The 24,181-nt window shown below is 64.5% G+C and carries 28 protein-coding genes; 10 read left to right on the forward strand and 18 right to left on the reverse strand.

Annotation, left to right across the window (positions count from 1 at the left end):
• Positions 1-7: 7 nt before the first annotated feature.
• From M8744_RS12930 to M8744_RS12945, 4 genes are read left to right on the forward strand one after another with little or no spacing between them, the layout of a single operon-like run.
• Positions 8-2,818 (forward strand): molybdopterin oxidoreductase family protein, encoded by a 2,811-nt coding sequence (locus M8744_RS12930; protein WP_251418340.1) that lies wholly within the window; start codon positions 8-10, stop codon positions 2,816-2,818.
• Entirely contained in the window at positions 2,815-2,967 is a 153-nt protein-coding gene (locus M8744_RS12935; RefSeq protein ID WP_251418348.1) for a hypothetical protein, read from the forward strand. The genes M8744_RS12930 and M8744_RS12935 overlap by 4 nt, the downstream gene beginning before the upstream one ends.
• The gene (locus tag M8744_RS12940) at positions 2,964-3,725 is read left to right on the forward strand and encodes a 4Fe-4S dicluster domain-containing protein (protein ID WP_251418350.1); all 762 of its coding nucleotides are present in this window, start codon (positions 2,964-2,966) and stop codon (positions 3,723-3,725) included. The genes M8744_RS12935 and M8744_RS12940 overlap by 4 nt, the downstream gene beginning before the upstream one ends.
• A gap of 5 nt (positions 3,726-3,730) precedes the next feature.
• Complete coding sequence (locus M8744_RS12945) at positions 3,731-4,600, forward strand: dimethyl sulfoxide reductase anchor subunit family protein (RefSeq protein ID WP_251418352.1); 870 nt, start codon at positions 3,731-3,733, stop codon at positions 4,598-4,600.
• A gap of 166 nt (positions 4,601-4,766) precedes the next feature.
• On the opposite strand, the gene M8744_RS12950 is transcribed toward M8744_RS12945, so the two are convergent.
• The 3 genes from M8744_RS12950 to M8744_RS12960 form a co-directional block, all read right to left on the reverse strand.
• Positions 4,767-5,411: a DUF1523 family protein gene (locus M8744_RS12950; RefSeq protein ID WP_251418354.1), complete on the reverse strand. Its 645-nt coding sequence runs from the start codon at positions 5,409-5,411 to the stop codon at positions 4,767-4,769.
• 13 nt (positions 5,412-5,424) lie between these two features.
• The gene (locus M8744_RS12955; RefSeq protein ID WP_251418356.1) at positions 5,425-5,691 is read right to left on the reverse strand and encodes a hypothetical protein; all 267 of its coding nucleotides are present in this window, start codon (positions 5,689-5,691) and stop codon (positions 5,425-5,427) included.
• Positions 5,692-5,828: 137 nt separating this feature from the next.
• On the reverse strand, positions 5,829-6,095 hold the full coding sequence (locus tag M8744_RS12960) for a hypothetical protein (protein ID WP_251418358.1): 267 nt from the start codon (positions 6,093-6,095) through the stop codon (positions 5,829-5,831).
• Between the two features lie 189 nt (positions 6,096-6,284).
• On the opposite strand from M8744_RS12960, the gene M8744_RS12965 reads away from it, so the two are divergent.
• Positions 6,285-7,277, forward strand: a complete 993-nt coding sequence (locus M8744_RS12965) for a P1 family peptidase (RefSeq protein ID WP_251418361.1) — start codon at positions 6,285-6,287, stop codon at positions 7,275-7,277.
• Positions 7,278-7,281: 4 nt separating this feature from the next.
• On the opposite strand, the gene M8744_RS12970 is transcribed toward M8744_RS12965, so the two are convergent.
• The gene (locus M8744_RS12970) at positions 7,282-8,073 is read right to left on the reverse strand and encodes a hormone-sensitive lipase (RefSeq protein ID WP_251418363.1); all 792 of its coding nucleotides are present in this window, start codon (positions 8,071-8,073) and stop codon (positions 7,282-7,284) included.
• A 103-nt stretch (positions 8,074-8,176) separates the two neighbouring features.
• Between M8744_RS12970 and M8744_RS12975 the strand changes: the two genes are divergently transcribed.
• Positions 8,177-9,658 carry an NAD-dependent succinate-semialdehyde dehydrogenase gene (locus M8744_RS12975; RefSeq protein ID WP_251418365.1) on the forward strand — a complete coding sequence of 494 codons (1,482 nt, stop codon included), beginning with the start codon at positions 8,177-8,179 and terminating at the stop codon, positions 9,656-9,658.
• A 92-nt stretch (positions 9,659-9,750) separates the two neighbouring features.
• Here the strand turns inward: M8744_RS12975 and M8744_RS12980 are convergent, their stop codons facing one another.
• From M8744_RS12980 to M8744_RS13005, 6 genes are all read right to left on the reverse strand, one after another.
• Positions 9,751-10,224: an Hsp20 family protein gene (locus M8744_RS12980; RefSeq protein ID WP_251418367.1), complete on the reverse strand. Its 474-nt coding sequence runs from the start codon at positions 10,222-10,224 to the stop codon at positions 9,751-9,753.
• A 146-nt stretch (positions 10,225-10,370) separates the two neighbouring features.
• Positions 10,371-11,198, reverse strand: coding sequence for a trypsin-like serine peptidase (locus M8744_RS12985; protein WP_251418369.1), 828 nt, complete (start codon positions 11,196-11,198; stop codon positions 10,371-10,373).
• A 1-nt stretch (position 11,199) separates the two neighbouring features.
• The gene (locus M8744_RS12990; RefSeq protein WP_251418378.1) at positions 11,200-12,009 is read right to left on the reverse strand and encodes a trypsin-like serine peptidase; all 810 of its coding nucleotides are present in this window, start codon (positions 12,007-12,009) and stop codon (positions 11,200-11,202) included.
• Between the two features lie 43 nt (positions 12,010-12,052).
• Complete coding sequence (gene glcF, locus M8744_RS12995) at positions 12,053-13,396, reverse strand: glycolate oxidase subunit GlcF (protein WP_251418380.1); 1,344 nt, start codon at positions 13,394-13,396, stop codon at positions 12,053-12,055.
• Complete coding sequence (locus tag M8744_RS13000) at positions 13,396-14,553, reverse strand: FAD-binding protein (protein WP_251418674.1); 1,158 nt, start codon at positions 14,551-14,553, stop codon at positions 13,396-13,398. The genes glcF and M8744_RS13000 overlap by 1 nt, the downstream gene beginning before the upstream one ends.
• Before the next feature lie 69 nt (positions 14,554-14,622).
• Positions 14,623-16,056, reverse strand: coding sequence for an FAD-linked oxidase C-terminal domain-containing protein (locus M8744_RS13005; protein WP_251418389.1), 1,434 nt, complete (start codon positions 16,054-16,056; stop codon positions 14,623-14,625).
• 138 nt (positions 16,057-16,194) lie between these two features.
• On the opposite strand from M8744_RS13005, the gene M8744_RS13010 reads away from it, so the two are divergent.
• Both M8744_RS13010 and M8744_RS13015 read left to right on the forward strand, forming a co-directional pair.
• Positions 16,195-16,914, forward strand: coding sequence for a DUF599 domain-containing protein (locus M8744_RS13010; protein ID WP_251418391.1), 720 nt, complete (start codon positions 16,195-16,197; stop codon positions 16,912-16,914).
• 79 nt (positions 16,915-16,993) lie between these two features.
• Entirely contained in the window at positions 16,994-17,320 is a 327-nt protein-coding gene (locus M8744_RS13015; protein WP_251418393.1) for a hypothetical protein, read from the forward strand.
• Here M8744_RS13015 and M8744_RS13020 read toward each other — a convergent pair whose 3' ends face one another.
• From M8744_RS13020 to def (M8744_RS13045), 6 genes are all read right to left on the reverse strand, one after another.
• The gene (locus M8744_RS13020) at positions 17,321-17,563 is read right to left on the reverse strand and encodes a GlsB/YeaQ/YmgE family stress response membrane protein (RefSeq protein WP_251418396.1); all 243 of its coding nucleotides are present in this window, start codon (positions 17,561-17,563) and stop codon (positions 17,321-17,323) included.
• Between the two features lie 8 nt (positions 17,564-17,571).
• Complete coding sequence (locus M8744_RS13025; protein WP_251418398.1) at positions 17,572-17,808, reverse strand: hypothetical protein; 237 nt, start codon at positions 17,806-17,808, stop codon at positions 17,572-17,574.
• 4 nt (positions 17,809-17,812) lie between these two features.
• On the reverse strand, positions 17,813-18,724 hold the full coding sequence (fmt, locus tag M8744_RS13030) for a methionyl-tRNA formyltransferase (protein WP_251418400.1): 912 nt from the start codon (positions 18,722-18,724) through the stop codon (positions 17,813-17,815).
• A gap of 76 nt (positions 18,725-18,800) precedes the next feature.
• Positions 18,801-19,298: a peptide deformylase gene (gene def, locus M8744_RS13035; RefSeq protein WP_251418402.1), complete on the reverse strand. Its 498-nt coding sequence runs from the start codon at positions 19,296-19,298 to the stop codon at positions 18,801-18,803.
• Positions 19,295-19,792 (reverse strand): peptide deformylase, encoded by a 498-nt coding sequence (gene def, locus M8744_RS13040; RefSeq protein WP_251418405.1) that lies wholly within the window; start codon positions 19,790-19,792, stop codon positions 19,295-19,297. The genes def (M8744_RS13035) and def (M8744_RS13040) overlap by 4 nt, the downstream gene beginning before the upstream one ends.
• The gene (gene def / locus M8744_RS13045; RefSeq protein WP_251418415.1) at positions 19,789-20,307 is read right to left on the reverse strand and encodes a peptide deformylase; all 519 of its coding nucleotides are present in this window, start codon (positions 20,305-20,307) and stop codon (positions 19,789-19,791) included. Before def (M8744_RS13045) ends, def (M8744_RS13040) begins: the two co-directional genes overlap by 4 nt.
• A gap of 259 nt (positions 20,308-20,566) precedes the next feature.
• On the opposite strand from def (M8744_RS13045), the gene M8744_RS13050 reads away from it, so the two are divergent.
• A complete protein-coding gene (locus tag M8744_RS13050) occupies positions 20,567-21,736 on the forward strand; it encodes a MalY/PatB family protein (RefSeq protein ID WP_251418417.1) in 1,170 nt (389 codons plus the stop codon).
• A gap of 98 nt (positions 21,737-21,834) precedes the next feature.
• Here M8744_RS13050 and M8744_RS13055 read toward each other — a convergent pair whose 3' ends face one another.
• Both M8744_RS13055 and M8744_RS13060 read right to left on the reverse strand, forming a co-directional pair.
• Positions 21,835-22,194, reverse strand: coding sequence for a hypothetical protein (locus M8744_RS13055; RefSeq protein ID WP_251418419.1), 360 nt, complete (start codon positions 22,192-22,194; stop codon positions 21,835-21,837).
• A 78-nt stretch (positions 22,195-22,272) separates the two neighbouring features.
• The gene (locus M8744_RS13060; RefSeq protein WP_251418421.1) at positions 22,273-23,097 is read right to left on the reverse strand and encodes a molybdopterin guanine dinucleotide synthesis; all 825 of its coding nucleotides are present in this window, start codon (positions 23,095-23,097) and stop codon (positions 22,273-22,275) included.
• Between the two features lie 104 nt (positions 23,098-23,201).
• On the opposite strand from M8744_RS13060, the gene M8744_RS13065 reads away from it, so the two are divergent.
• Positions 23,202-24,176, forward strand: coding sequence for a glutathione S-transferase family protein (locus tag M8744_RS13065; RefSeq protein WP_251418423.1), 975 nt, complete (start codon positions 23,202-23,204; stop codon positions 24,174-24,176).
• Positions 24,177-24,181 lie beyond the last annotated feature (5 nt).

Consider the following 24,181-nt stretch of genomic DNA (forward strand, 5'->3'; position numbering starts at 1 on the left):
GAACATCATGAACCAGCCCAAACTTGATACCTCGCCAAAGGTATCGGACGAGGTGCGCCGGACCACCTGCTACATGTGCGCCTGCCGTTGCGGCATCAATGTGCACATGAAGGATGGCAAGGTTGCCTATATCGAGGGCAACCGCGACCACCCGGTGAATCGCGGCGTTCTGTGTGCCAAGGGCAGCGCGGGAATCATGCAGGTCAACGCGCCCTCGCGTCTGCGCGCGCCGCTGAAACGCGTGGGGCCGCGCGGCTCGGGCGAGTTCGAGGAAATCTCGTGGGACGAAGCGTTGGAGATGGCGACGGGCTGGCTGAAGCCGCTGCGCGACAACGCCCCGGAAAAGCTGGCCTTTTTCACGGGCCGCGACCAGTCGCAATCCTTCACCGGCTGGTGGGCGCAGCAATTCGGCACGCCGAATTTCGCCGCGCATGGCGGCTTTTGCAGCGTCAACATGGCGGCGGCGGGCATCTACACGATGGGCGGCGCATTCTGGGAGTTCGGCCAGCCCGACTGGGACCACACCAAATTGTTCATCCTGTTCGGCGTGGCCGAGGACCATGACAGCAACCCCATCAAGATGGGTATCGGCAAGATCAAGGCCCGCGGCGCGCGGGTGGTGGGGGTGAACCCCATTCGCACCGGCTATAACGCCGTGGCGGACGATTGGCTGGGCATCACGCCGGGGACCGATGGGCTGCTGATCCTGTCGCTCGTGCACGAGCTGCTCAAGGCGGGCAAGATCGACCTCGATTACCTTGCGCGCTATACCAACGCGCCCGTGCTGATGAACAGCGATCCACGGTCGGACGAATACGGGCTGTTCCTGCGCGACGAGCAGGGGCGCGAACTGGTGATCGACCGCGGAACCGGGCAACCGACGCCCTTTGACCAGCCCGGCGTGCGGCCCGACCTTGCCGGCACCCATCGCCACGCCGGCGTGACCCACCGCCCGGTGTTTCACCTGCTGGCCGAGCGCTACCTTGACGAGCGTTACGCCCCCGAGGCCGTGGCCGAGGAAACCGGCATCAAGCCCCAAAAGATCCGCGCGCTGGCCCACGAGATTGCCCGCGTCGCCTTTGACGAGGCGGTCACGCTTGACCGCGAGTGGACGGATTTCCGCGGCGAGACACACAAGACGATGACGGGCCGGCCTGTCAGCTTTCATGCCATGCGCGGCATCAGCGCCCATTCCAACGGGTTTCAGACGGCGCGCGCGCTGCATGTGCTGCAAATCCTGATCGGGGCGGTCGAAACGCCGGGGGGCATGCGGTTCAAGCCGCCCTACCCCAAACCCGCCACTGCGCATCCGAAACCCCATTGTGGCGTCACGCCCGGCGCGCCGCTGGATGGCCCGCACCTGGGCTATGTCCAGGGGCCCGACGATTTGTGCCTGAAGGATGACGGCACCGCCGCGCGGATCGACAAGGCTTATACCTGGGAAAACCCGATGTCGGCCCACGGGTTGATGCACATGGTGATTTCCAATGCCCATGCGGGCGACCCGTACAAGATAGACACGCTGTTCATGTACATGGCCAACGTGTCGTGGAATTCGTCGATGAACACGGGCGGCGTGATGAAAATGCTGACCGACACCGATGAGAACGGCGATTACGTTATTCCGCACCTCATCTATTCGGATGCGTATAGTTCCGAAATGGTCGCCTATGCCGACCTGGTTCTGCCCGACACCACCTATCTTGAGCGGCACGATTGCATCAGCCTGCTTGACCGTCCGATCTGCGAGGCCGACGCCGCCGCCGACGCGATCCGCTGGCCGGTGGTCGCGCCCGACCGCGATGTGCGCGGGTTCCAGTCGGCACTTCTGGACCTGGGCGCGCGGATGGGCCTGCCGGGAATGGTGGATGACGACGGCGCGCCGAAATACGCCGATTATGCCGATTACATCGTCAACCACGAACGCAAACCCGGCATCGGACCGCTCGCGGGGTGGCGCACGGGCGGTGACGGGCGCGGCGCCCCGAACCCCGACCAGATGCAACGCTATATCGACAATGGCGGGTTTTGGGTCGGGCATATTCCCGAAGATGCCGCCTATTACAAACCCTGGAACGCGGCCTACCAGGATTGGGCGGTCGAGCTGGGCCTTTACGACAGCCCGCAACCTTACCTTTTCCAGCTATATGTCGAGCCCTTGCGCCGGTTCCAACTGGCGGCCGAGGGACATGGCGACCGCCAGCCGCCCGATCACCTGCGCGAGCAGATCAAGACCACGCTCGACCCGCTGCCCATCTGGTATCCGCCCTTCGAGGACGGCCATGCCGACCCGGTGGAATACCCGGTTCACGCGCTTACGCAGCGACCGATGGCGATGTATCACAGCTGGGGCACGCAGAACGCGTGGCTGCGGCAATTGCACGGGGTCAATCCGCTGTATCTGCCCACGAAACTTTGGCAGGCGCATGGTTTCGAAGATGGCGACTGGGCGCAGGTCAGCTCGGTGCATGGCACGATCACGGTGCCGGTGGCGCATATGGCCGCGCTGAACGAAAACACGGTCTGGACGTGGAATGCCATCGGCAAGCGCAAGGGCGCCTGGGCGCTGGATGAAAACGCCCCCGAGGCGCGCAAGGGCTTTTTGCTGAACCACCTGATCCACGAATTGTTGCCCGCGCGCGGCGACGGGATGCGCTGGTCGAACAGCGACCCCGTCACCGGCCAGGCCGCATGGTTCGATCTGCGCGTCAAGATCGAAAAGGTTCCTGCCCCGGACCAGGCGCAACCGGCCTATCCGCCGATCAAGTCGCCGGTGGGCCAGGGCCCTGAAACGCTGGCATGGAAGGTGGGCAAATGACACGGGCCATGAAGTTGACCCTGGCGGCCATCGCCTGCTTTTTCCTTGCCGTGGCGGGCAGTTTCATCTGGTTCGTCGCGACCTGGGACAGGGATGCCGAACAGCAGGTCGGACAGATCACGCAGCAACAGAAGGACCGTCTTGCATGACCGAGCTTCCTACCGCGACAGACCGCAAGCTGGGCCTGGTCATCGACCTTGATACCTGTGTCGGCTGCCATGCCTGCGTGATTTCCTGCAAGGGCTGGAACACCGAGAATTACGGCGCGCCGCTATCCGATACGGACCCGTATGGCGCCGACCCGTCGGGGACGTTCCTGAACCGCGTTCACAGCTACGAAGTGCAGCCCGAGGACGGCGCGGCGCAGCTTGTGCATTTCCCGAAATCCTGCCTGCATTGCGACAACGCCCCCTGCGTCACCGTCTGCCCGACCGGCGCCAGCTACAAGCGCGTCGAGGACGGTATCGTTCTGGTCAACGAATCCGACTGTATCGGCTGCGGACTTTGCGCCTGGGCCTGCCCCTACGGCGCACGCGAAATGGACGCGGTTGAAAAGGTGATGAAGAAATGCACGCTATGCGTCGACCGGATCTATAACGAGAACCTGCCGGAGGAAGACCGCGAGCCCGTCTGCGTGCGCACCTGCCCCGCCGGCGCACGGCATTTCGGCGATCTTGGCGACCCGGACAGCGAGGTAAGCCAATTGGTGGCCGCGCGCGGTGGGATGGACCTGATGCCCGAGCAGGGCACCGCCCCGGTCAACAAGTACCTGCCGCCCCGCCCCCGCGACCAGCTGGACCAGGTCGATGTGCTGGCGCCCTACCTGGAGCCCGTCGCGCAAGAGCCGCGCGGCTTTCTGGGCTGGCTCGACCGCGCGCTCGATCAAATGCCTGGCGGCAAGGAGTAACGCCGATGCACCCTGCCCCCTCTATCATCCTGTTCACCACGCTGTCCGGGCTTGGCTTTGGCTTGCTGGCCTTTCTCGGCCTCGGCATGCCGGGCGCGACCGGCTGGGTGGCATTTGCCTTTTTCGCGATCGGGTTTGCGCTGGCGGGGGGCGGGCTCGTTGCCTCGACCTTTCACCTGGGCCACCCCGAACGCGCGCTCAAGGCGTTCACCCAGTGGCGCACAAGCTGGCTGAGCCGCGAAGCGTGGACCAGCCTGGCCACCCTGTCGGTGATGGGCCTTTATGCGATCGGGCGGGTATTCTTTGACGCCAGCTGGCAACCGCTGGGCTGGCTGGGCGCGGCATTGTCGGTGGCGACGGTCTATTGCACGGCGATGATCTACACCTCGATCAAGGCCGTGCCGCGCTGGAACACGGGGCTGACCCCGCTGCATTTCCTGACCCTGTCGGCCGGCGGCGGCGCCCTTCTGGCCGGGGAGGTCAGCCTGGCCGCGCCACTGCTGGCGCTGGCCGCGGCGGTGCAGGTGCTGGTGTGGATGCAGGGCGACGGCGCGCTGGCCCGATCGGGCACGACAATGGCCAGCGCCACGGGGCTGTCATCGGGTGCGGCGCGGGCCTTTGAGCCACCCCATACCGGCACCAACTACCTGTTGCGCGAAATGGTCCACGTGGTGGGCCGCAAACACAGCCGCCGCCTGCGCGTATTGGCGCTGATCCTGGGCTATGGCCTGCCGATCCTGCTGCTTTTGCTGCCCTTCACTCACTGGTTGGGGTTGCTCGCGATGCTGACGCATATCCTGGGCATCCTTGCCGCGCGCTGGCTGTTCTTTGCCGAGGCCGAGCATGTCGTGGGGCTTTATTACGGCAAGCGCTGAACCAGCGGCCGCGCCTGCGGCGCGACAGGGTGTCATGCGCTCGGGCCGCGCAGGCCTTGGGGCGCTGCCCCAAACCCCGGGGTATTTCCGGCAAGAGGAAAACAAGGCCCTTCTTGCCGGGCATGGTGACCGCCTGCCGGGCGCGGCGCAGGCGGGCCCATTCGGGCTACTTGCGTTTCCAGCTGTCGCGCCAGCGGCGAAACCGGCCCCGCGTGTCGGAGAAACTGTCGCCGGCCGCGTCGAAACCTTCGCCGATATCTTCGAGCATCGGGTCGATCCGCGCCGCGCGGAAACGGCGCCAGCGCACCCAGATGGCCCAGCTCACCGCGGCGACGATCGTGAGGATCACGATGTTCAGCCAAGGGATGATCCGCACGTCGGGCCCGTCTACCGCGCGCACGCTGATGGCGTTGGGATAGATCGACAGGAATTCGTTGCGCCAGCCGTAATGCGTGATCACCGCCCATTGCGGGTCGTTCGGGGTTGAGCGCAGGTTGTTCGCCTCGGCCTGCAAGTTCGCCGTGTCGAACTTGAAATAGGGCGGCCAGCCCCAGCCGGTATCCTCGTTGCGGTAGATCATCGGGCGATCGTCGGTGCGGAATGCCTGGATGAAGAACACGTCACGGTTCACCGTGCCTTCGGCATCGCCGGTGCCCTGGTTGGTCCAGAAGATCGAGTTTTCGCCGAAATCTATCCGCTTTTCATACGTGTCTGCGATGCGCGCCACGTCATGCTGCGGCAGCGTGTAGTGAAAGAACGCCACGACCAGCACCCAGAAGGTGATCACAAACGCCCATTTGACATAAAACATTATGCGGCCCCGCTTAGTGGAAATTCGTCAGGTAGATGATGATCGTCACGGTGACCAGGGGCAAGACATAGACGCCCAGGATCAGTTTCTTGCGCAGCGATCCGTCATAGGCGCGCATGCCCTCTTCTATGAAGGCATCACGGTCGCCGGTGTGGATCTCTTCATCCCATTCGCGTTCCAGCTTGCCCCGTCGCACGCTGCGTGAATAAAGCGACAGCGAGAGGTAGATCACCGTCAGGACAACAAAACCGATAATCAAAAGCCGTGCCAGTGCCAACATCGTCAGCGCCCCCTTTTTCGCAAACCGCCAAACCGGGCGCGGGGTTGCCGCGCCTTGCAAGGTCAAGGCCCGCTTTGTCCTTGCGCCGTGCCCAGGCAGGCCGCGCATGTGCAGGTTTGTCTACCTGATAATCGCGCTCAAGAAAATCGGTCACCCGGGTTTTCCGGGTTTTCGCCCTTCTCGCGTTCCGGCGCAGCACCGGCCTGGTCATCGCGTTTCCTGTCCATCAAGTAGGCCGCGCCACCGATTGCACAGAACAGGATCAGCCACAGGCCCTTGGGCACAGCGCCCAGGCCTAAGCTGTCGAACCATGCCCAGGCATCAAGGCCAGCCAGGTCACCAAGGCTGAGCACCACCGCGCCGGTGATGCACAGGCCGATGAACAACATCCAGAGCAGTCTCATACATGCGCCTTTCATGCGATCCCTTGCCGGATGGCCCCGGTGTGCAATTCCTGTCGTGCCATTCCATGCGCCATCGCGCCGAGTGTCGCAAAGCGGGGGCTGGAATGAAAGCCGCTATGCGGGGGGGGGGCGGCGCTTGCCTATCGCGCACGATCTGGCAATGTGCCCGCGAATCCAAGGAGGCAGAGCATGAACACACCGGGCAAGCGCAACCTGATCACCGATGTCGCGGGCCTGCGCGTGGGCAACGCGCAGGATCTTGCCATAAACACGGGGGTGACGGTTCTGACGGCCGATGCGCCCTTTACATGTGGTGTCAGCGTGATGGGCGGTGCCCCCGGCAGCCGCGAGACCGAACTGCTCGCCCCCGACAAGACCGTGGCGCAGGTGGATGCGCTAGTGCTTTCGGGCGGCTCGGCCCTGGGGCTGGATGCCTGTTCGGGCGTGGCCAACGCCCTGCGCGCGCAGGGGCGCGGCTTTGCGGTGGGGGGCCAGAACGTGCCCATCGTGCCCGGTGCGATCATCTTTGACCTGAACAATGGCGGCGACAAGGCCTGGGCTGAAAACCCCTATCCGCTTTTGGGTGCGCAGGCGCTGGCCGCCGTGAGCGACAAGTTCGACCTGGGCAGCAGCGGCGCGGGCACGGGCGGCACGACCGCGACGCTGAAAGGCGGGTTGGGCTCGGCCTCGGTCACGTTGCCATCCGGGCACACGGTCGGCGCGCTGGTGGTGGTCAACGCCCTCGGCTCGGCCACGGTGGGCGATGGCCCGCATTTCTGGGCCGCCCCGTTCGAGATGGATGACGAGTTCGGCGCGCGCGGCGTGGCGGCCGAGTATCCGGACACGCATGTGCCCAGGACGAAACTGGCAGCCCATGCCAATACCACCATCGGCATCGTGGCAACGGACGCGGCGCTGGACAAGGCACAGTGCACGCGGTTGGCGACGGCGGCGCAGGATGGATATGCCCGCGCGCTGGTGCCCGCCCATACGCCGATGGATGGTGACCTGATCTTTGCGGTCTCGACCGGCGCGCGCGCGCTGCAAAGCCCCTTGGCCGACACGCTGACGCTGGGCCACGCGGCGGCCACCTGCATGGCGCGCGCGATTGCCCGCGCCGTTTATCATGCCAGCGCAACCCCGAATGACACGCAGCCCTCATGGGGCGACCGCTTCGGCTGAACGGTCACGTCAGAAGGGTTTGCACCATCTTGCTATCGGCATCGGCCAGCGCGTCTATCACGTCGAAATGGTGCTTGCCCGGGTCAACCACATGATCGCAGCCCCAGGCATCGGCCAGCCATTGCGCCTGATCGAGGAAGGCGGGGCGCTCGTCCCCGCCGACCCAGACCGTGACCGGCAGCCCCTTGACCGGCCGTTGCAGAACCGGGCTTTCGGCGGCGGCACCGGCCTCGTCGAGACGGAATTGCGCGTTCATCGAGGTTTTCAGCATGGGCCGCAGGTCGGCCACCGGCGAGATGGGCATGACGTGGGCCAGGCGCTCGGCCAATCGGCGCGGCAACACGCCGGGCACGGCCATGCGCGCGACCAGGTGCCCGCCTGCAGAATGGCCCGCGAGCCGGATCGGCCCTGCCACCATCTGGCCCGCCACTTCGCAGAACCGCGCGATTTGCCAGGTGATCCGCGCGATTTCCACCTGCGGCGCCAGGTCGTAGGACGGCATCGCCACCGCCCAGCCGTTATGCAACATGCCGCCCGCCAGGTGCGACCAGACCGATTTGTCAAAGCGTAGCCAATAGCCCCCGTGCACGAAGGCAAAAAGCCCCTTTGGCGTCTCACGCGGGAGGAACAGGTCAAACCTCTGCCGCGGAGTGTCGCCATAGTCCACGTCCAGCTCGGCCAGGCCCTGTTCGATCACGCCCTCGCGAAACGCGGCCGCCTGCCGCGCCCATCGGTCAGGGTAGGCATCCGACCCGGGAATATGGGCCGCATTGGCGTAGGCATCATCGAGTTCCATCCTGCTCTCCTTAACATGGCAACAAATTCGGCCGCTTTGTCTGGACAAGACTAACGCAGAGTGCTTTGCCTGTCCCGGACCCATTTTCCGAGGAGGGGATATCATGCCCAAGACCGAAACCGACCTGAAATCGCTGCTGAAAGATCCCGGCCTGCTGGCGCCCCGCGCCTATGGCAACGGCACATGGATGGAAGGCGAGGGCGGCGCGACCTTTGACGTGACGAACCCCGCCCGCGGTGACGTGATCGCGCAGGTTGCCGACCTGAGCCGCGAACAGGTTTCAAGCGTGATCGACGCCGCGCACGCCGCGCAAAAGGACTGGGCCGCCTGGACCGGCAAGGAACGCGCCGCGGTGCTGCGCAAGTGGTTCGACCTGATGATGGAAAACGCCGACGACCTGGCCACCATCCTGACCGCCGAGCAGGGCAAACCCCATGCCGAGGCCAGGGGCGAGATCGTCTATGGCGCGTCCTTCATCGAGTTTTTCGGCGAAGAGGCCAAGCGCATCTATGGGGAAACCATCCCCGGCCACCAGCGCGACAAGCGTATCATGGTGATGAAACAGCCAATCGGTGTCGCAGCAAGCATCACGCCCTGGAACTTTCCCAACGCGATGATCACCCGCAAGGCCGGGCCGGCGCTGGCGGCGGGCTGCAGCTTTGTCGGGCGTCCGGCGGCGGAAACGCCCTTGTCGGCCACGGCGATGGGCGTGCTGGCCGAACGCGCGGGTATTCCGGCGGGCGTGTTCAACATCGTCACCTCGTCGCGCAGCAGCGAAATCGGCAAGGAGTTCTGCGAAAACCCGAAGGTGCGCAAGCTGACTTTCACCGGCTCGACCGAGGTGGGCCGGATCCTGCTGCGCCAGGCCGCCGACCAGGTGATGAAATGCAGCATGGAGCTGGGCGGCAATGCGCCGTTCATCGTGTTTGATGACGCCGACCTGGATGCCGCCGTGGAAGGCGCAATAATGTGCAAGTTCCGCAACAACGGGCAAACCTGCGTCTGTGCGAACCGCATTTACGTACAGGCTGGCGTCTATGACGCCTTTGCCCGGAAGCTGGCCGATCGCGTCAGCCAGATGAAAGTGGGCGACGGGCTGGACGAAGGCACAGACCTGGGCCCTCTGATCAATACCGATGCCATTACCAAGGTGCAGGAACATGTGGCCGACGCCACCGCCAAGGGCGCGACGGTCCTGCTGGGTGGCGGCGAGCCGATGCAGGGGCCGGGCAACTTCCTGCCGCCAACCATCGTTACCGGCGCCACGCAGGACATGCTGTTTTCCAAGGACGAAACCTTTGGCCCGCTCGCGCCGCTTTTCAAGTTCGAGGATGTGGACGACGTGATCGAAATGGCAAATGACACGATCTTTGGCCTGGCCAGCTATTTCTACGCCAAGGATCTGAGCCGCGTCTACAAGGTGGCCGAAGAGCTGGAATATGGCATCGTGGGCGTGAATACCGGGATCATCTCGACCGAGGTCGCCCCCTTTGGCGGGGTCAAGCAATCGGGCCTGGGCCGCGAGGGCAGCCACCACGGAATCGAGGAATTCATGGAAATGAAATACGTCTGCATGGCGGTCTGATCCGGCACGCGCGGGCAACCGCACGAACGAGAAACGCCCCGGCACGGGCTGCCGGGGCGTTCATGATCATCCCTGTAGGGACGCGAGGATGATCAGTTGACGGTTTCGGCATCCAGCATGTTGTGCTGTTGCGCGGTGCCATCGGCGCTGGCAATCGCGATACGCCGCGGTTTCAGCGCCTCGGGAATTTCGCGCTCAAGCTCGATATGCAGCATACCGTCAGCATGGGTGGCACCTGTCACGCGCACGTGGTCGGCCAGGTGGAACCGGCGCTCGAACGCGCGGGTGGCGATGCCCCGGTGAAGGTAGGTGCGCTCGGTCTCGTCCTCGGCCTTGCGGGCGGTGACGATCAGCGCGTTTTCCTTGACTTCAACGCCCAGGTCGTCGGCGGCAAAGCCGGCCACCGCGATCGAGATGCGATAGGCGTTTTCGTCGGTCTTTTCGATATTGTAGGGTGGGTAACTGGATTGGCTCACGTCGTTGGCAAAGACGCGGTCCATCATGTCTGCGATCTGGTCGAACCCGACAGTCGCACGATAAAGCGGTGCAAGATCAAAACTTCGCATTGGGTTATCCTCCTTCTGAGCGATACCGATCAGTGCTGGCCTTCCCGAGGGACAGGCCCGTTGATGCCGGGCCCCGTTGACGGCGACCCGGACATGCCTGATGTGGGAAAGCGGGTGCAGGGTTTCAAGACCCGGCGCGCACCGGCCTAGCCGCCCGGCCGAACGAATTTCGCCCCCGTTCCGCCGCGCCCGGCGCCGACGGTTATCCGGCGCGCGCCATCGCTGGTCGTGCCGGTCAGGCTGCGGCTGGGCAAGCTGCGCAACTGTTGCTTGAGATCGGCCACGACCGGCCCCAGCTCCATGCCGAAGGATCGTTTTTCCGCGCCTTCGACCACTCCGGCCGAAACGAGCGACAGGATACGCGCCCGGTTGCCCTCTTTCACGAAAACCGGCGCCCCCGATGAACCGAATGTCACGTCGCAATCAAAGGCCATGACCCCCTGTGCCCGTTGCAGCAGTGTGCAGGCGCGCTGCCACGAAGGCGCGTCTGCACGGTCCCGGCCATAGGACACGACGCTGACCGTGCCCCCGCGCACCCCGCCGTCGTGAATTGCAAACGGCGCCGCCGTCATGGCGGGTATCGTGCGCGACAATTGCAGCAATGCCGCGTCAAAGCGGATATTGCGCATCTTGTCGGCGCCATTCGGATCGAACCCGTTATGCGCCACAACGCGCAGAACACCGGATTGCGCCACCGACACACCGTCGCGAAACCCGGCACGAAAGGTTATCATGCCCGGGTCGAGCACCGCCCCGGTTGCGCGGTCAAAGACGCAATGCGCGGCTGTCAGAACAAGGTCAGGCGAGATCAGAACGCCGGTGCACATGCCCGCGCCCAAGTCGACGCGGCCCACGGCCTCCCATCCCAGCACTTCGCCGCGCTGGGACAGCCGGTCAAGCCCGGTCGATTGTGCCTGGGCCCAACCCGCGGCCAGCACCAGCGCCGCGCACAGGATATGGCGTACCGCGCCCATCTTATGGCCTGACGAATTTCGCGCCGCCCGGCTGCGTCTTGCGCGGGCCGTTCAGCGCGCCGGGCCGCGCGCGCAGGAAATGCCCGGCGTCATTTTCCAATGCCTTTTGCAAATCGGCAAGCGGGCGCGACAGTTCGGTGCCAAGGGCAACAGGACGGTCGTTCATCAGGGCCTTGGCCGACACCACCGACACGATCCGCGCGGTGCCCCCCTCGAAGCTGAAGATCGGAGAGCCGCTGGACCCGAAATCGACATCGCACGAGGTAACAAGCACTCCGCCCTCGTGGCCGATCACATGGCACATTTCCTGCAATGACGGCGCATCGGCCCGGTCATGCGCATATGACACGATGCCAACCGCCTGGCCCGCGCCGCGCCCGGCCACCGTGGCAAAGGGCGTGACCGCGGTGGTGCGGATAGGGCGGCCCAGCAGCAAAAGCGCCAGGTCGTTGCGCACCCGGTCGGTCGCGACCTCGCCGTCATAGTCGTAGTCGGGGTGCACGACGGCGCGCTTGATGGTGCGATACGCCTCGGCCCGGCCATTGCGCCAACCGGCCCGGAATTCTATGCCCGCGGGATCGACCCGTTCACCGTTTGCCTTGTCATAAAGGCAATGCGCGGCGGTCACGACCAGGTCATCGGCGATCATCGCGCCGGTGCAAAACCCGTGCCCGTCGATTTCGAGCCGGCCAACCGCTTCCCATCCGCGCCCCTGGTCGCCGGTGTCCAGCCGCAAAAGCGGGGTGTCGCCCGCCCCTGGCTGTGGGGCGAGGCCCAAGATCATCGTGCAAAACAGGAGTGAACGTAGCATGGCCCGCCTATCGGTCAGTGTCGGCACTGGTGATACGCGGGTTTTAGGGCGAAAGTTTGGCGTTCTGGCGCAAAACCGGCACTGGCGCGGGGCCGGGGGCCTCGCCCTTCATGGCCGTTGGTTTGGGCCCGCCGGTGGCCCAATCCAGCAATTCGACGGTGTGCACGATGGGCAGGTTGGTGCCACTGCCGATCTGCATCATGCACCCGATATTGCCAGCCGCGATCACGTCGGGCTTTTTGGCCTCGATCGTGCGGATCTTGCGATCTTTCAGCTTGGCGGAGATTTCGGGCTGCATCAGGTTGTAGGTGCCCGCACTGCCACAGCACAGGTGGCTGTCGGCAGGCTCGACCACGGCAAAACCGGCGCGTTTCAACAGCTCCTTGGGGTAGGTCTTGATCTGCTGTCCGTGCTGCAACGAACAGGCCGCGTGATAGGCCACCGTCATGTCCGAGGCCGGCCCCTCGGGCAGGTCGAGCTTCATCAGAAGCTCCGACACGTCCATCGCGATGGCGCTGACGCGGGCCGCATCATCGGCCAGCGGGCCGCCCCTGAACATATGGCCGTAATCCTTGACGGTGGTTCCGCAGCCGCTGGTGTTTATCACGATGGCATCCAGGCCCTGGCCATCCAGTTCCGCCGTCCATGCGCCGATATTCGCTGCCGCCGAAGCATGGCTTTCCTGCGTTTTGCCCATGTGGTGGGTCAGCGCACCGCAGCAGCCCGCCCCCTCGGCCACCACCACCTCGCAGCCCAGCCGCGTCAGCAGGCGGATCGTGGCGTCGTTGATATCGGTGTTCAGCGCCTTCTGCGCGCAGCCCGTCATCAGCGCCACGCGCATCTTCTTTTCCGTCCGTGGCGCGAAACTTTGCGGGTCGTCGTTGCGGCTGACTGGCGGAACATGTTTCGGCGCCATTGCCAGCATCGCGCGCAGCCGCGCATCGGGAATGAGCGGCGCAAGGGGTTTGCCGATCCGGGCCAGCAGTAGCGCCATCCGGAACCGCATGGGGTAGGGCAGAATCCGCGCCAGCGCCCAGCGCAACGCCCGGTCGTGCCAGGGCCGGTCGTAATGCTTTTCGATATAGTCCCGGGCGTGATCGACCAAGTGCATGTAGTGGACGCCGCTGGGGCATGTCGTCATGCAGGCAAGGCATGACAGGCAGCGGTCGATATGCTTGACGGTTTTTTCGTCCGGCACCCGCTCGTTCTCAAGCATGTCCTTGATCAGGTAGATGCGCCCGCGGGGGCTGTCGAGCTCGTCGCCCAGAACCTGGTAGGTCGGGCAGGTTGCCGTGCAGAACCCGCAATGCACGCAGGCCCGCAGAATCTCGTTTGCCCGCGCGGTGCCCGGGTCTTTCAACTGGTCTTCGGTAAACGTCGTCTGCATCAGCCCATCAGCCCCGGATTCAAAATGCCTTTCGGATCGAATTTTTCGCGCAGGCCACGCGTCAGCGCTGCAACCGGCGCGGGCTCGGGCTGGAAGACGGGCACCGCCGCGCGCAGGGCTGCGTCGCCCTTGACCAGCGTGGCATGCCCGCCCCCGCCACCGTTCACCGCGCGATCGGCCACCAGCGCCTGCAAGCGCGCGTGCATGTCTGCCGCGCCGGCATCGCCGCCAAGCCAGCAAAGCCCCCCTGCCCAGTCCAACTGGTAAGGGCCCGGATCGTCCCCCAGCGCGGGCAGCAACCCCTTGACCATGGCACCGGGCGTCATCGACACGCGCCAAACCGTCGGGCAATCGGCCAGCGTATCGACATCGCGGACCGCCTGCCAGATCGCGGCGCTTTGTTCAGGCGTGTCGGTCTGGGTAATCTCGCCCAGATCGGCCAGCAGGGTTTTCAAACGCTCCACGCGATACCCGACCGACCCGGCGAATCCTTCGATCCGCAGAAGCGCACGGGGGGCATCACCGGGCAGGTAGGCCGCGCCCGACACCTCGAACGGGCTGGTGATGGCGCGCGTCATCGCCTCCAACGCGCCCGACGCATCGACGCCATGCAGGGTCAGCGTTGTCACGGTTTCGGGGGCGGGCAATACTTTCAGGCTCAGCTCGCTCAACACGCCAAGAGTGCCGTAACTGCCCGCAAGCAGCTTGACGAGGTCATAGCCCGTGACGTTCTTCATCACCCGGCCACCATTCTTGAGCACCCGACCCGTCCCATCGACAAACCGCACGCCCAGCAGAAAGTCACGGCACGCCCCGACGGCCACGCGGCGCGGGCCGCTGACATTCGCGGCCACCACGCCGCCGATGGTTGGTGTGCCGGCCGTGCCCAGTAGCCCGCGGTGATCCATCGGCTCAAAGGCCAGACGCTGGCCTTCGGCGGCCAGCGCCGCCTCGATCTCGGCCACCGGCGTGCCTGCGCGCGCCACCATGGTCAGCGCGCCAGGTTCATATGCAACGATGCCCGACAGGGCCGACAAGCTAAGCGCCTCACCCGCAGCCGGCGCGCCAATGGGCCGGGTGCCGCCACCGAACAGGTGCAACGGGCCCTGTGCCGAGGCAATGATCTGGGCCAGGTCGGCCTCGGTATTCGGTGTCATCATCTTCATTTTCGCAGGAGAAACCTCAAAAGGGGATTGGAGAGCAGGCACAGGGGCAGGCAGCCCGCGTCAGGCGGCGCGGCGCGCGGCCGAGGCGGCCAGCGGGAACACCTTGGCCGGGTTCAGCAGCCATTTCGGGTCGAACACATCCTTCACCGCCATCTGGATGTCCAGGTCGTGTGGCGCGAACTGATCGACCATCAGATCGCGCTTTTCGATGCCCACGCCATGTTCTCCGGTCAGGCAGCCGCCCACCTCGACGCACAGGCGCAGGATGTCGGCGCCGAACGCCTCGCAGCGCTCCAGGTCGCCCGGCTTGTTCGCATCGAACAGGATCAGCGGATGCATGTTGCCGTCGCCCGCGTGGAACACGTTGCCCACGTCCAGCCCGTAATCTTTCGACATCTCGCCGATGCGGCGTAACACGTAAGGCAACTGGCTGACCGGGATCGTGCCGTCCAGGCACATGTAATCGTTGATCTGCCCCATCGCGCCGAACGCGGATTTCCGGCCGAGCCAGATACGGGCGCTTTCCTCGGCGCTGGTGCTTTCGCGCAGTTCGACAGGGTTGTGCTTTCGCGCGATCTGCGTGATCAGGCCAAGCTGCTCGTCGATTTCCGCATCCGAGCCTTCGACCTCGACGATCAGCAACGCCTCGCAATCGGGGTACCCCGCCTTGGCGAAGGCCTCGGTCGCGCGGATGCAAGGGCGATCCATGAACTCGATCGCCACGGGCAACACGCCTGCCTTGATGATGTCGCTGACGACCTGGCCCGCCACCTCGTTGCTGTCATACCCCATCAGAACCGGGCGCGCGCCCTCGGGCTTTGGCAGGATGCGCAATGTCGCCTCGGTCACGACACCCAGTTGCCCTTCTGAGCCGCAGACAAGGCCCAGCAGGTCAAGCCCGCCGGCATCCATATGCGCGCCGCCGATCTCCACCACGGTCCCATCCATCGTCACCATGGTGACACCCAGCAGGTTGTTCGTCGTCACCCCGTATTTCAGGCAATGCGCCCCGCCCGAGTTCATCGCGATATTGCCCGCGATGGCACAGGCAAGCTGGCTGGACGGGTCGGGCGCGTAGAAAAAGCCATCCTCTTCGACCGCGCCGGTCACGCTCAGGTTGGTGCGCCCGGTCTGCACCCGGATAACGCGGTTGACATAGTCGGTTTCCAGCACGTCGGTCATCCGTGCCACGCCCAGGATCACGCTGTCGGCGGTGGGCAGCGCCCCCCCGGCCAGCGATGTGCCCGATCCGCGCGGCACCACAGGCACGCCCATTTCGTGGCAGATACGCAGCACCTCCGACACGTCTTCGGTGGTGGCCGGCAGAACCGCGGCCAGCGGCGGGCACTTGTAGGCCGTCAGCGCATCACATTCATAGGCGCGTGTCTCGGCCTCGTCATGTATCACGGCATCGGTCGGCAGAACCGCCAGCAAGCGCGCCACCAGCCTGTCTTTCAGACCCATGATCGCGGGGTTGGGGGCTGGCATATCCATCGCGTGTCCTCCGACGCCATAATTGGTCAGATTTTTAGACCAATCGCAGGATTCGCGCAAGCAACGCGGCAGCACACTTGCGCGGCGACGCATGACGCGGCAGGACATCGGGATAGGTTTCTCAATCACGGCTTGCCCATGCGCGACACGCTTGACCTTTTGCGCCTGTTTACCCCGCTCGATTTCGCGGCGGTGGCCGGGATTCTGCTGGCATGGGCCGGGATCGGTTGGCTGATCGAGAACCCGCCGGCCAGCCGCCCCTCGGTTTCGCGGCTGATGGCGCGGTACAGGCGCGAATGGATGCGCGTGATGGTCACGCGACAGCCGCGTATCTTCGATGCGCAAGCGCTTGGAACGCTGCGGCATGGCACTTCGTTCTTCGCCTCGGCCACGATGATCGCCATCGGCGGTGCGATGGCACTGATCGGCAATGCAGATCGGTTGCAGGGCATCGCCCATGACCTGACGCTTGGCGCCGACCCCCGGATCGTGTGGGAGATGAAGCTGTTGCTGGCGGTGTTTTTCCTGGCCAATGCCTTTCTGAAATTCGTCTGGTCGCACCGTCTGTTCGGCTATTGCCTGGTGTTGATGGGGTCGGTCCCGAACGACCCCGAAGATCCGGCCGCCTTGCCCCGCGCGGCACAGGCGGCCGAGATCAACATTACCGCGGTGCGCGGGTTCAACCGCGGGCTGCGATCGGTCTATTTCGCCTTTGGCGCCACGGCCTGGATGCTGGGCGCGATCCCGCTGCTGGCGGCCACGGCCATCACGCTGGGCGTTCTGTGGCGGCGCGAATTCGCCTCACAATCGCGTGCGGTGTTGCTGCGCGATGCCGCCGAAACCGACACGCCAACGTGATGGCAATGTGACGGGCCGGGCTGTTATGAACGAGACCATGAAACATCTCGGTCTCTCCTGCGTGATTCTTCTATGCCTGATGTCCCCTGCCCGCGCCGAAGGGCCGGTGATCGAGCGGGCTGAAGCCGCCCGAAGCGGCATGGGGTGGCGATTTGACGTAACACTTTCGCATCCCGATTCCGGCTGGGACCATTTCGCCGACGGGTGGGAGGTTCTGACACCCGATGGCACCCGCCTGGCGATACGCGTATTGCACCACCCGCACGTGAAAGAGCAGCCCTTCACGCGGTCGCTGTCCAACGTGATGCTGCCCGATGGCCTGCGAGAAGTGCAGATACGCGCGCGCTGTTCCGTTGATGGATGGGTTGGCAAGCCAGTGACGCTGACACTCAGCCCCGGAGGCTGATCACTTTCGCTTTTGGACGTAGGTCTGCCAAAGCCAGATCAGCACCATGGCGCCCAGAACCGCCCCGATCAGCCCGGCAAAGGCGCCCATCACCGTAAGTAACACCTGCAGGACAAGCCCGCCGACAATCGCACCCGCCACGCCGATGGCGACGGTTGTGATGATATCCGTCTCAAGTCGCATCAGCCGTGTCGCCAGGAACCCGGCCGCCGCCCCGATGATGATCAGCAAGACAACATTCATGCGCTCTCCTATTTCCGCCAATGGGTCGGCACGATGATCAGCGCCCCGATAGACGACAGGATCGCATCGAACCCCGCGCTGCCGAATTTCAGCCCGAACATGATGCGTACGAAATAGAACAGGAACGCGCCACCCACGCAAATGATGATGGATTGCAGGTATCCGTTATGGGTAAACCCGGTCTTTTCCGCAGCGTAACCCACGATCCCCGCGATCACCACCGTGCCCATCAGCGTCGGAAACATGCCGTCACTCTCCCAACCGGGTGCCCTTCGGCACCGCCCTGCCGCGCAGCGCCTCGGCCACGTCCTGCGCCGCGCGCCCCGCGCGTTGCACCCGCGTGATCTGCACCGCGCCGTCGCCGCAGGCCACGCGCAGCCCGTCATCAAGCGTCTCGCCCGCGCTACCCTGCCCGTCGGCCAGCCGGCTCGCAAGCAGTTTCACCCGCTCACCCTCGATCAGCGTCCAGGCCCCGGGAAAGGGCGACAGGCCGCGTATCTGGCGATCGACCTCGACGGCGGGACGGGTCCAGTCGATCACGGCCTCGGCCTTGTCTATCTTGGCGGCATAGGTCACGCCCTTGGCGGGCTGCGGCTCGGGCTGCAAGTCGTCCAGCCGCGCCAGCGCCTCGACGATAAGCCGCGCGCCCATCGCGCTCAGCCGGTCATGCAACTGGCCGGTGGTCTCTTCCCCCCCGATCTCGGTGGCCTCGCGCAACAAGACGGGCCCGGTATCCAGGCCGGCTTCCATCTGCATGATGCAAATACCAGTCTCGTGATCGCCCGCCATGATCGCACGGTGAATTGGGGCCGCCCCGCGCCAGCGCGGCAACAGGCTGGCATGAATGTTCAGGCAGCCATGCGCGGGCGCCTCCAACACCGCCTGCGGCAGGATCAGCCCATAGGCCACCACCACCGCCACATCCGCCTCAAGCGCGGCGAACGCCGCCTGTTGATCGGCATCTTTCAGGCTGGTGGGGTGGCGCACGTCCAACCCCAGGTCCATCGCGCGGGCATGGACAGGAGCCGGGCGATCCTTCTTGCCGCGACCGGCGGGGCGCGGCGGCTGGCAATAGACGGCCGCCACCTCGTGCCCGGCCGTCACCAGTGCCTCGAGCACCGGCACCGAGAACTCGGGCGTTCCCATGAAAATCAAGCGCATATCCGCTTCCTCTTGCCCAAAATACCCCGGGGAGCGCGAGGGGCTGGCCCCTCGCTCCCGCATGCAACCAGCCAGGTCATCGCCCGCCTTTCCTGGCCTTTCTCAGCAACATGTCGCGTTTCACCTTGCTCAGCCGGTCAAAATACATCCGCCCGTCCAGGTGATCGATCTGGTGCTGCACGCTGGTGGCCCAAAGCCCGACGAAATCCCGCTGGTCGGGCGCGCCTTCTGCGTTCAGAAAGGCCACCGTCACCGCGCGCGGGCGGCTGATTTTCGCGGACACCCCCGGCAGGTTCGGGCTGGCCTCTTCATGATCGCGAAGTTGCACGCTCGCATGCAGGATCTCGGGGTTTGCCATGCGCACGGGCTGGCCGCGTTCGGCGCTGGCATCGACCACCACCAGCCGCAGCCCGATCCCGATCTGCGGGGCCGCCAGGCCCACGCCCGGCATCGCCTCCATCGTGTCGATCATGTCGTCCCAGGTCGCGCGCATCTCATCGGTGATGTCGTCAACAGGGGCGGCCGGCATGCGTAGGCGCTTGTCAGGCCAAGGGATGCAACGGCGAACGGTCATGGCTGGCCCGCGTAATCGGCTTCCAGCGCGGCGCGCAGATCGGGCGCCAGCCGGTCGAACGTCACGCGCCCTTCCAGGTGGTCGAACTCGTGCTGGGCGCAGCGCGCCTCGAACCCGTCCAGCCGCCGTTCCTGAACGGCGCCGGCCAGGTCGGTCCAGCGCATCACCACCCAATCGGGCCGCACAACGGGGGTAACCACACCGGGAATCGACAAGCAGCCCTCGTCGCCCGTGCTTTCGGTCTCGGCGCTGTCGATGATTTCGGGGTTTATGCAAAGCTCGGGCGTCATGTCGCCCTCTTTCCAACCGCAATCCATTACGAACAACCGCTTCATGACGCCAATTTGCGGCGCAGCCAGCCCTCGGCCCGGGGCCGCGTACATGGTTTCGAACATGTCCGTCACCAGTTCTTCAAGCGCCTCGTCCGGTGCGACCGGATCGCAGGGCCGCGACAGGCGTGGATCGGGCCAGCGCAGGATGGGCAGAACGCTCACGCCCTGGCCTGCTCGCGCTTGAGCTTTTGCATCTTGCGCGTGATCATCTGCCGCTTGAGCGGCTTTAGATGGTCAATGAAAAGCTTGCCGTTCAGGTGGTCGATCTCGTGCTGGACGCAGGTCGCCCACAGTTCGGCGAAATCTTCCTGCTGCTCGTTGCCGTTACGGTCGATCCAGCGCACCGTCACCTCGGCGGGGCGGGTCACGTCGGCATATTGATCGGGGATCGACAGGCAGCCCTCTTCATAGACGTTCAGATCGTCCGAGGCGGCCACGACCTCGGGGTTGAACATAACCAGCGGGCGCGGCGTCGCGCCCTCGTCCTTGACGCAATCGAGCACGATCAGACGCTCAAGCACACCCACTTGCGGCGCAGCCAGGCCGATTCCCGGCGCATCGTACATGGTTTCCAGCATGTCATCGGCCAGCATGCGCAGGTCGTCCGACAGGTCGGGCACGGGCGCGCAGACCTTTTTCAGCCGCGGGTCGGGGTGTATGAGAATGGGCCGTTTCATGGGCTGGGATTTAGGGCAGCCCGGCGCAGGGCGCAATGGGCCAATGGTTTCGCCGCAAGTGTGAAGGCAGAAGGGTCACAAAAACAACACCCTGTCTTGGCGGCGCTTTATGGAACATTCTCCCATTTCGGGAATATTACGTGGAACTTGCTTCCATTTTTGCGCCAAATGTCGGAAATACAGCCTATCACACCGGGCGCCCTACCGCTTTGCCGCGCCGGTGGCTAGTCTTTGCACAAACGCGACCAGGGAGACAGGGATGAGCTTTGACGACATCATCGACCGACACGGCACCCATTCTGTGAAATGGGACATGATGGAAAAGATTTTCGGCGTACCGGCCGAGGATGGTATTCCCATGTGGGTGGCCGATATGGATTTTCGCGCGCCCGATTGCATCCAGAACGCGGTGCAGAAAATGCGCGATCACGGCATCTACGGGTATTACGGCGATGACGCGTCGTACCGCGCGGCCATCTGCTGGTGGATGGAAAACCGCCACGGGTGGCAGGTTCAGCCCGAATGGATCTTTACCACCCACGGCCTGGTGAACGGCACCGCGATGTGCGTCGACACCTTTACCCAACCGGGTGACGGCGTGGTGCTGACAACGCCTGTCTACCATGCATTCGCAAAGGTCATCAAAGCCAACAACCGCCGCGTCATCGAATGTGACCTCGTGAACAACGACGGCCGTTATGAAATGGATTTCGAGGCCTGGGACGCCCAGATGGACGGGTCGGCGCGCATGTTCATCCTGTGCTCGCCCCACAACCCGGGCGGCCGGGTCTGGACGCAGGCCGAACTGGAGGGCGTCGCCGATTTCTGCCGCCGGCACGACCTGATCCTGGTATCAGACGAAATACACCATGATCTCGTGTTCCCCGGCCAGAAACACACGCCCATGGCCCTGATCGACGGAATCGAGGATCGGCTGCTCATGATGTCGGCCACCACCAAGACCTTCAACATCGCCGGCAGCCATTCTGGCAACGTGATCATCCCCGACGAAAAACTGCGCGAGAAATTCCACGCGCGGATGATGGGGCTGGGCCTGTCGCCCAACTCGTTCGGGCTGTTCATGGCCGAGGCCGCCTATTCCCCCGAGGGCGCGGCATGGGTCGATGACCTGGTGGCTTATCTCGATGGCAACCGCAAACTGTTCGACGCGGGCGTGGCAAAGATTCCGGGGGTGAAATCCATGCCCCTCGAGGCGACCTACCTGGCCTGGGTCGATTTCGCGGACACCGGCATGAGCCGCGAAGATTTCACCGCCCGAGTCGAGCGTGACGCGCGTATCGCAGTGAATTACGGCACCGACTTCGGTTCGGGCGGAAACAGTTTCCTTAGGTTCAACCTGGCGACGCCGCGGCCGTTGATTGAACAGGCGGTGGAGCGGCTGCAAAAAGCCTTTGCCGACTTGCAATAAAAGCTGTCGAATCCCCCAGATATGCGCCACCTGCTTGCCCGGGTGTGCGCAGCGAAAACCACGCAAGAAGCGGCCAAGCGGCCGCTTCGCCACCCAAATCACTCGGGCGTGTCGTGGGCCAGCAATGCAACCGGCGCGTTTTCGGCCCGGGCGAAATCCAATGGCTGCTCGGTGCTGATTTCGGTCATGCGCTTGTAATCGTATCGGGTTTCACCGTCCTCTTCGGCCGCGGCGACGATCAGGCAGCGGCGCAAATGCACTGCCCCATCGTAAAGATCCACCAGACCGCGCAGCAGGGGCACTTGCTCCGGATCGACGGAAAAGCCGTTATCCCACGTCCGCAGCACCGGATGGCGCGTGCCATCCACCTCGACCCGTAGCCGGTTGCGTTTGCGTGCAGCCTGCCGGCGCGCGGCGTCCAACCCGGCCTGAACGTCCTTGGGCAAAAATGTCGACATGAGAATCCCCTGCTACCAGTCACCTAGCATGACCTGCCAAAGCTTCACGTCAAGTAAATGACAAAAACAAAAATGCCTTCAGGTCGGGCTCACCCCAAGTATCCACCCCTCGTCTTGGCATACGCGTGCCGGCTGCGCCAAGGGCACCTCCAGCGCGGCGAGCAGGTGCCCCGTCCCATCCCACGCAGCCAACCTTTCGGCGGTCTGGCGCACCTGCTCGGCATCGCGTATTTGCCCGACCGGCACGGTTAGCGGCCAGAGCGAGGGGAACACCTCGGCCAGCACGATGCCTGAAGTGCCGGGCCATTCGAAGGGCCAGACCGCCGCGCCGGTGGCGTGCCGCAAACGCTCCAGCATGGCGATGCCCGTCAGGGCCTGCCCGCCGACCGACCCTGCGCCGGAAAGTTTCCATACCTCCTGCGCGCCGGGTGCCAGCGCATCGCAGATACGGCGGTTCTCCGGCAACGCGGTTCCCCAGCCACCCGGCTTCTTGCGGGGCAGGCCGGGGATATCGCGTTGCAACCCGTTGCCCCAGAACGGCCCCGGCGCATCGAACAGCGCGTTCAGTGCGCCACCCACGTCGAATCGGTTGTTGGCGTTCTTCGCTCCGTCCACGATTCGCGCAGCCAGCGCCGACCAGACCGACCGCCACCCAGCCGCCCCCAGTCGCGCCGACAAGCCCGGCGGATAACCAAAGGCGAAATCGAACCCCGCAAGCACCCGCCGGCCTGCAGCTTGCTCATCCAGCAAAAGGTGCCGCAGCGCATCCTCGGCCTCGGCCCGCGTGGGCGGGTTGTGCTGGTTCAGCCCGCCATCGCGCAGCACCGCCAGCCAGATGCTATCTGCCCCGGTGCGAGGCGCGCCCGCGGCCGACCAATCCACCATCACGAAACTATCGAACATTCCGCCCCCTTTGTGCACGCACGCAGCCTGGGTGCGCGCCTATCCCGGTTTGCGTGCGCGCCGCCAGCGCCTAACTTGCAAAGGAACAAGCAAAGGAGGCCGCAATGGGCCAGTTGGTCAATGGCGAATGGCACGACACATGGTACGACACCTCGAAAACCGGGGGCAAATTCGTACGTTCGACCGCCGGTTTCCGCAACTGGATCACCCCGGATGGCAGTGCCGGCCCCTCGGGTGAGGGCGGCTTCAAGGCCGAGGCCGGGCGCTATCATCTTTACGTATCCTACGCCTGCCCTTGGGCACACCGCACGCTGATCTTTCGCAAGCTCAAGGGCTTGGAAGACATGATCGACGTTTCGGTGGTGCACCCCGACATGTTGTCGGATGGCTGGACGTTCGACACCGGGTTCGACGGCGCCACCGGCGACCGGCTGTTCGACCTGCCGTTCATGCGCGACATTTACTTGCGTGCGAACCCGGAAATCTCGGGCCGCGTGACCGTGCCCGTCCTGTGGGACAAAGAGCGCGAAACCATCGTCTCGAACGAATCGGCCGAGATCATCCGCATGTTCAATTCGGCCTTCGACGGGTTGACCGGCAATACCGACGACTACTGGCCCGCCGATCTGCACGAGGCGATCGAACCAGTCAACGAGCGTATTTACGACACCGTCAACAACGGCGTCTACAAATCCGGTTTCGCAACCAGCCAACACGCCTATGACGAGGCGGTGAGCGCCCTGTTCGACAGCCTGGACTGGCTTGAAACCCGCCTGTCGGAAAACCGCTACCTGATGGGCGACCGCCTGACCGAGGCCGACTGGCGCCTGTTCACGACGCTGATCCGGTTCGATCCGGTCTATCACGGGCACTTCAAATGCAACCGCCGCCGCCTGGTCGACTATCCCAACCTCTGGGCCTATACGCGCGAGTTGTACCAATGGCCCGGCGTGGCCGAGACAGTGCATTTCGACCATATCACGCGCCATTATCACTATAGCCACGACACGATTAACCCGTATCGGATCATCCCGATCGGGCCCGAACTGGACTATGATGAACCACATGGGCGCGGATAAGCTCT

This window comes from Lutimaribacter degradans (assembly GCF_023703375.1).
Taxonomy (GTDB): domain Bacteria; phylum Pseudomonadota; class Alphaproteobacteria; order Rhodobacterales; family Rhodobacteraceae; genus Lutimaribacter; species Lutimaribacter degradans.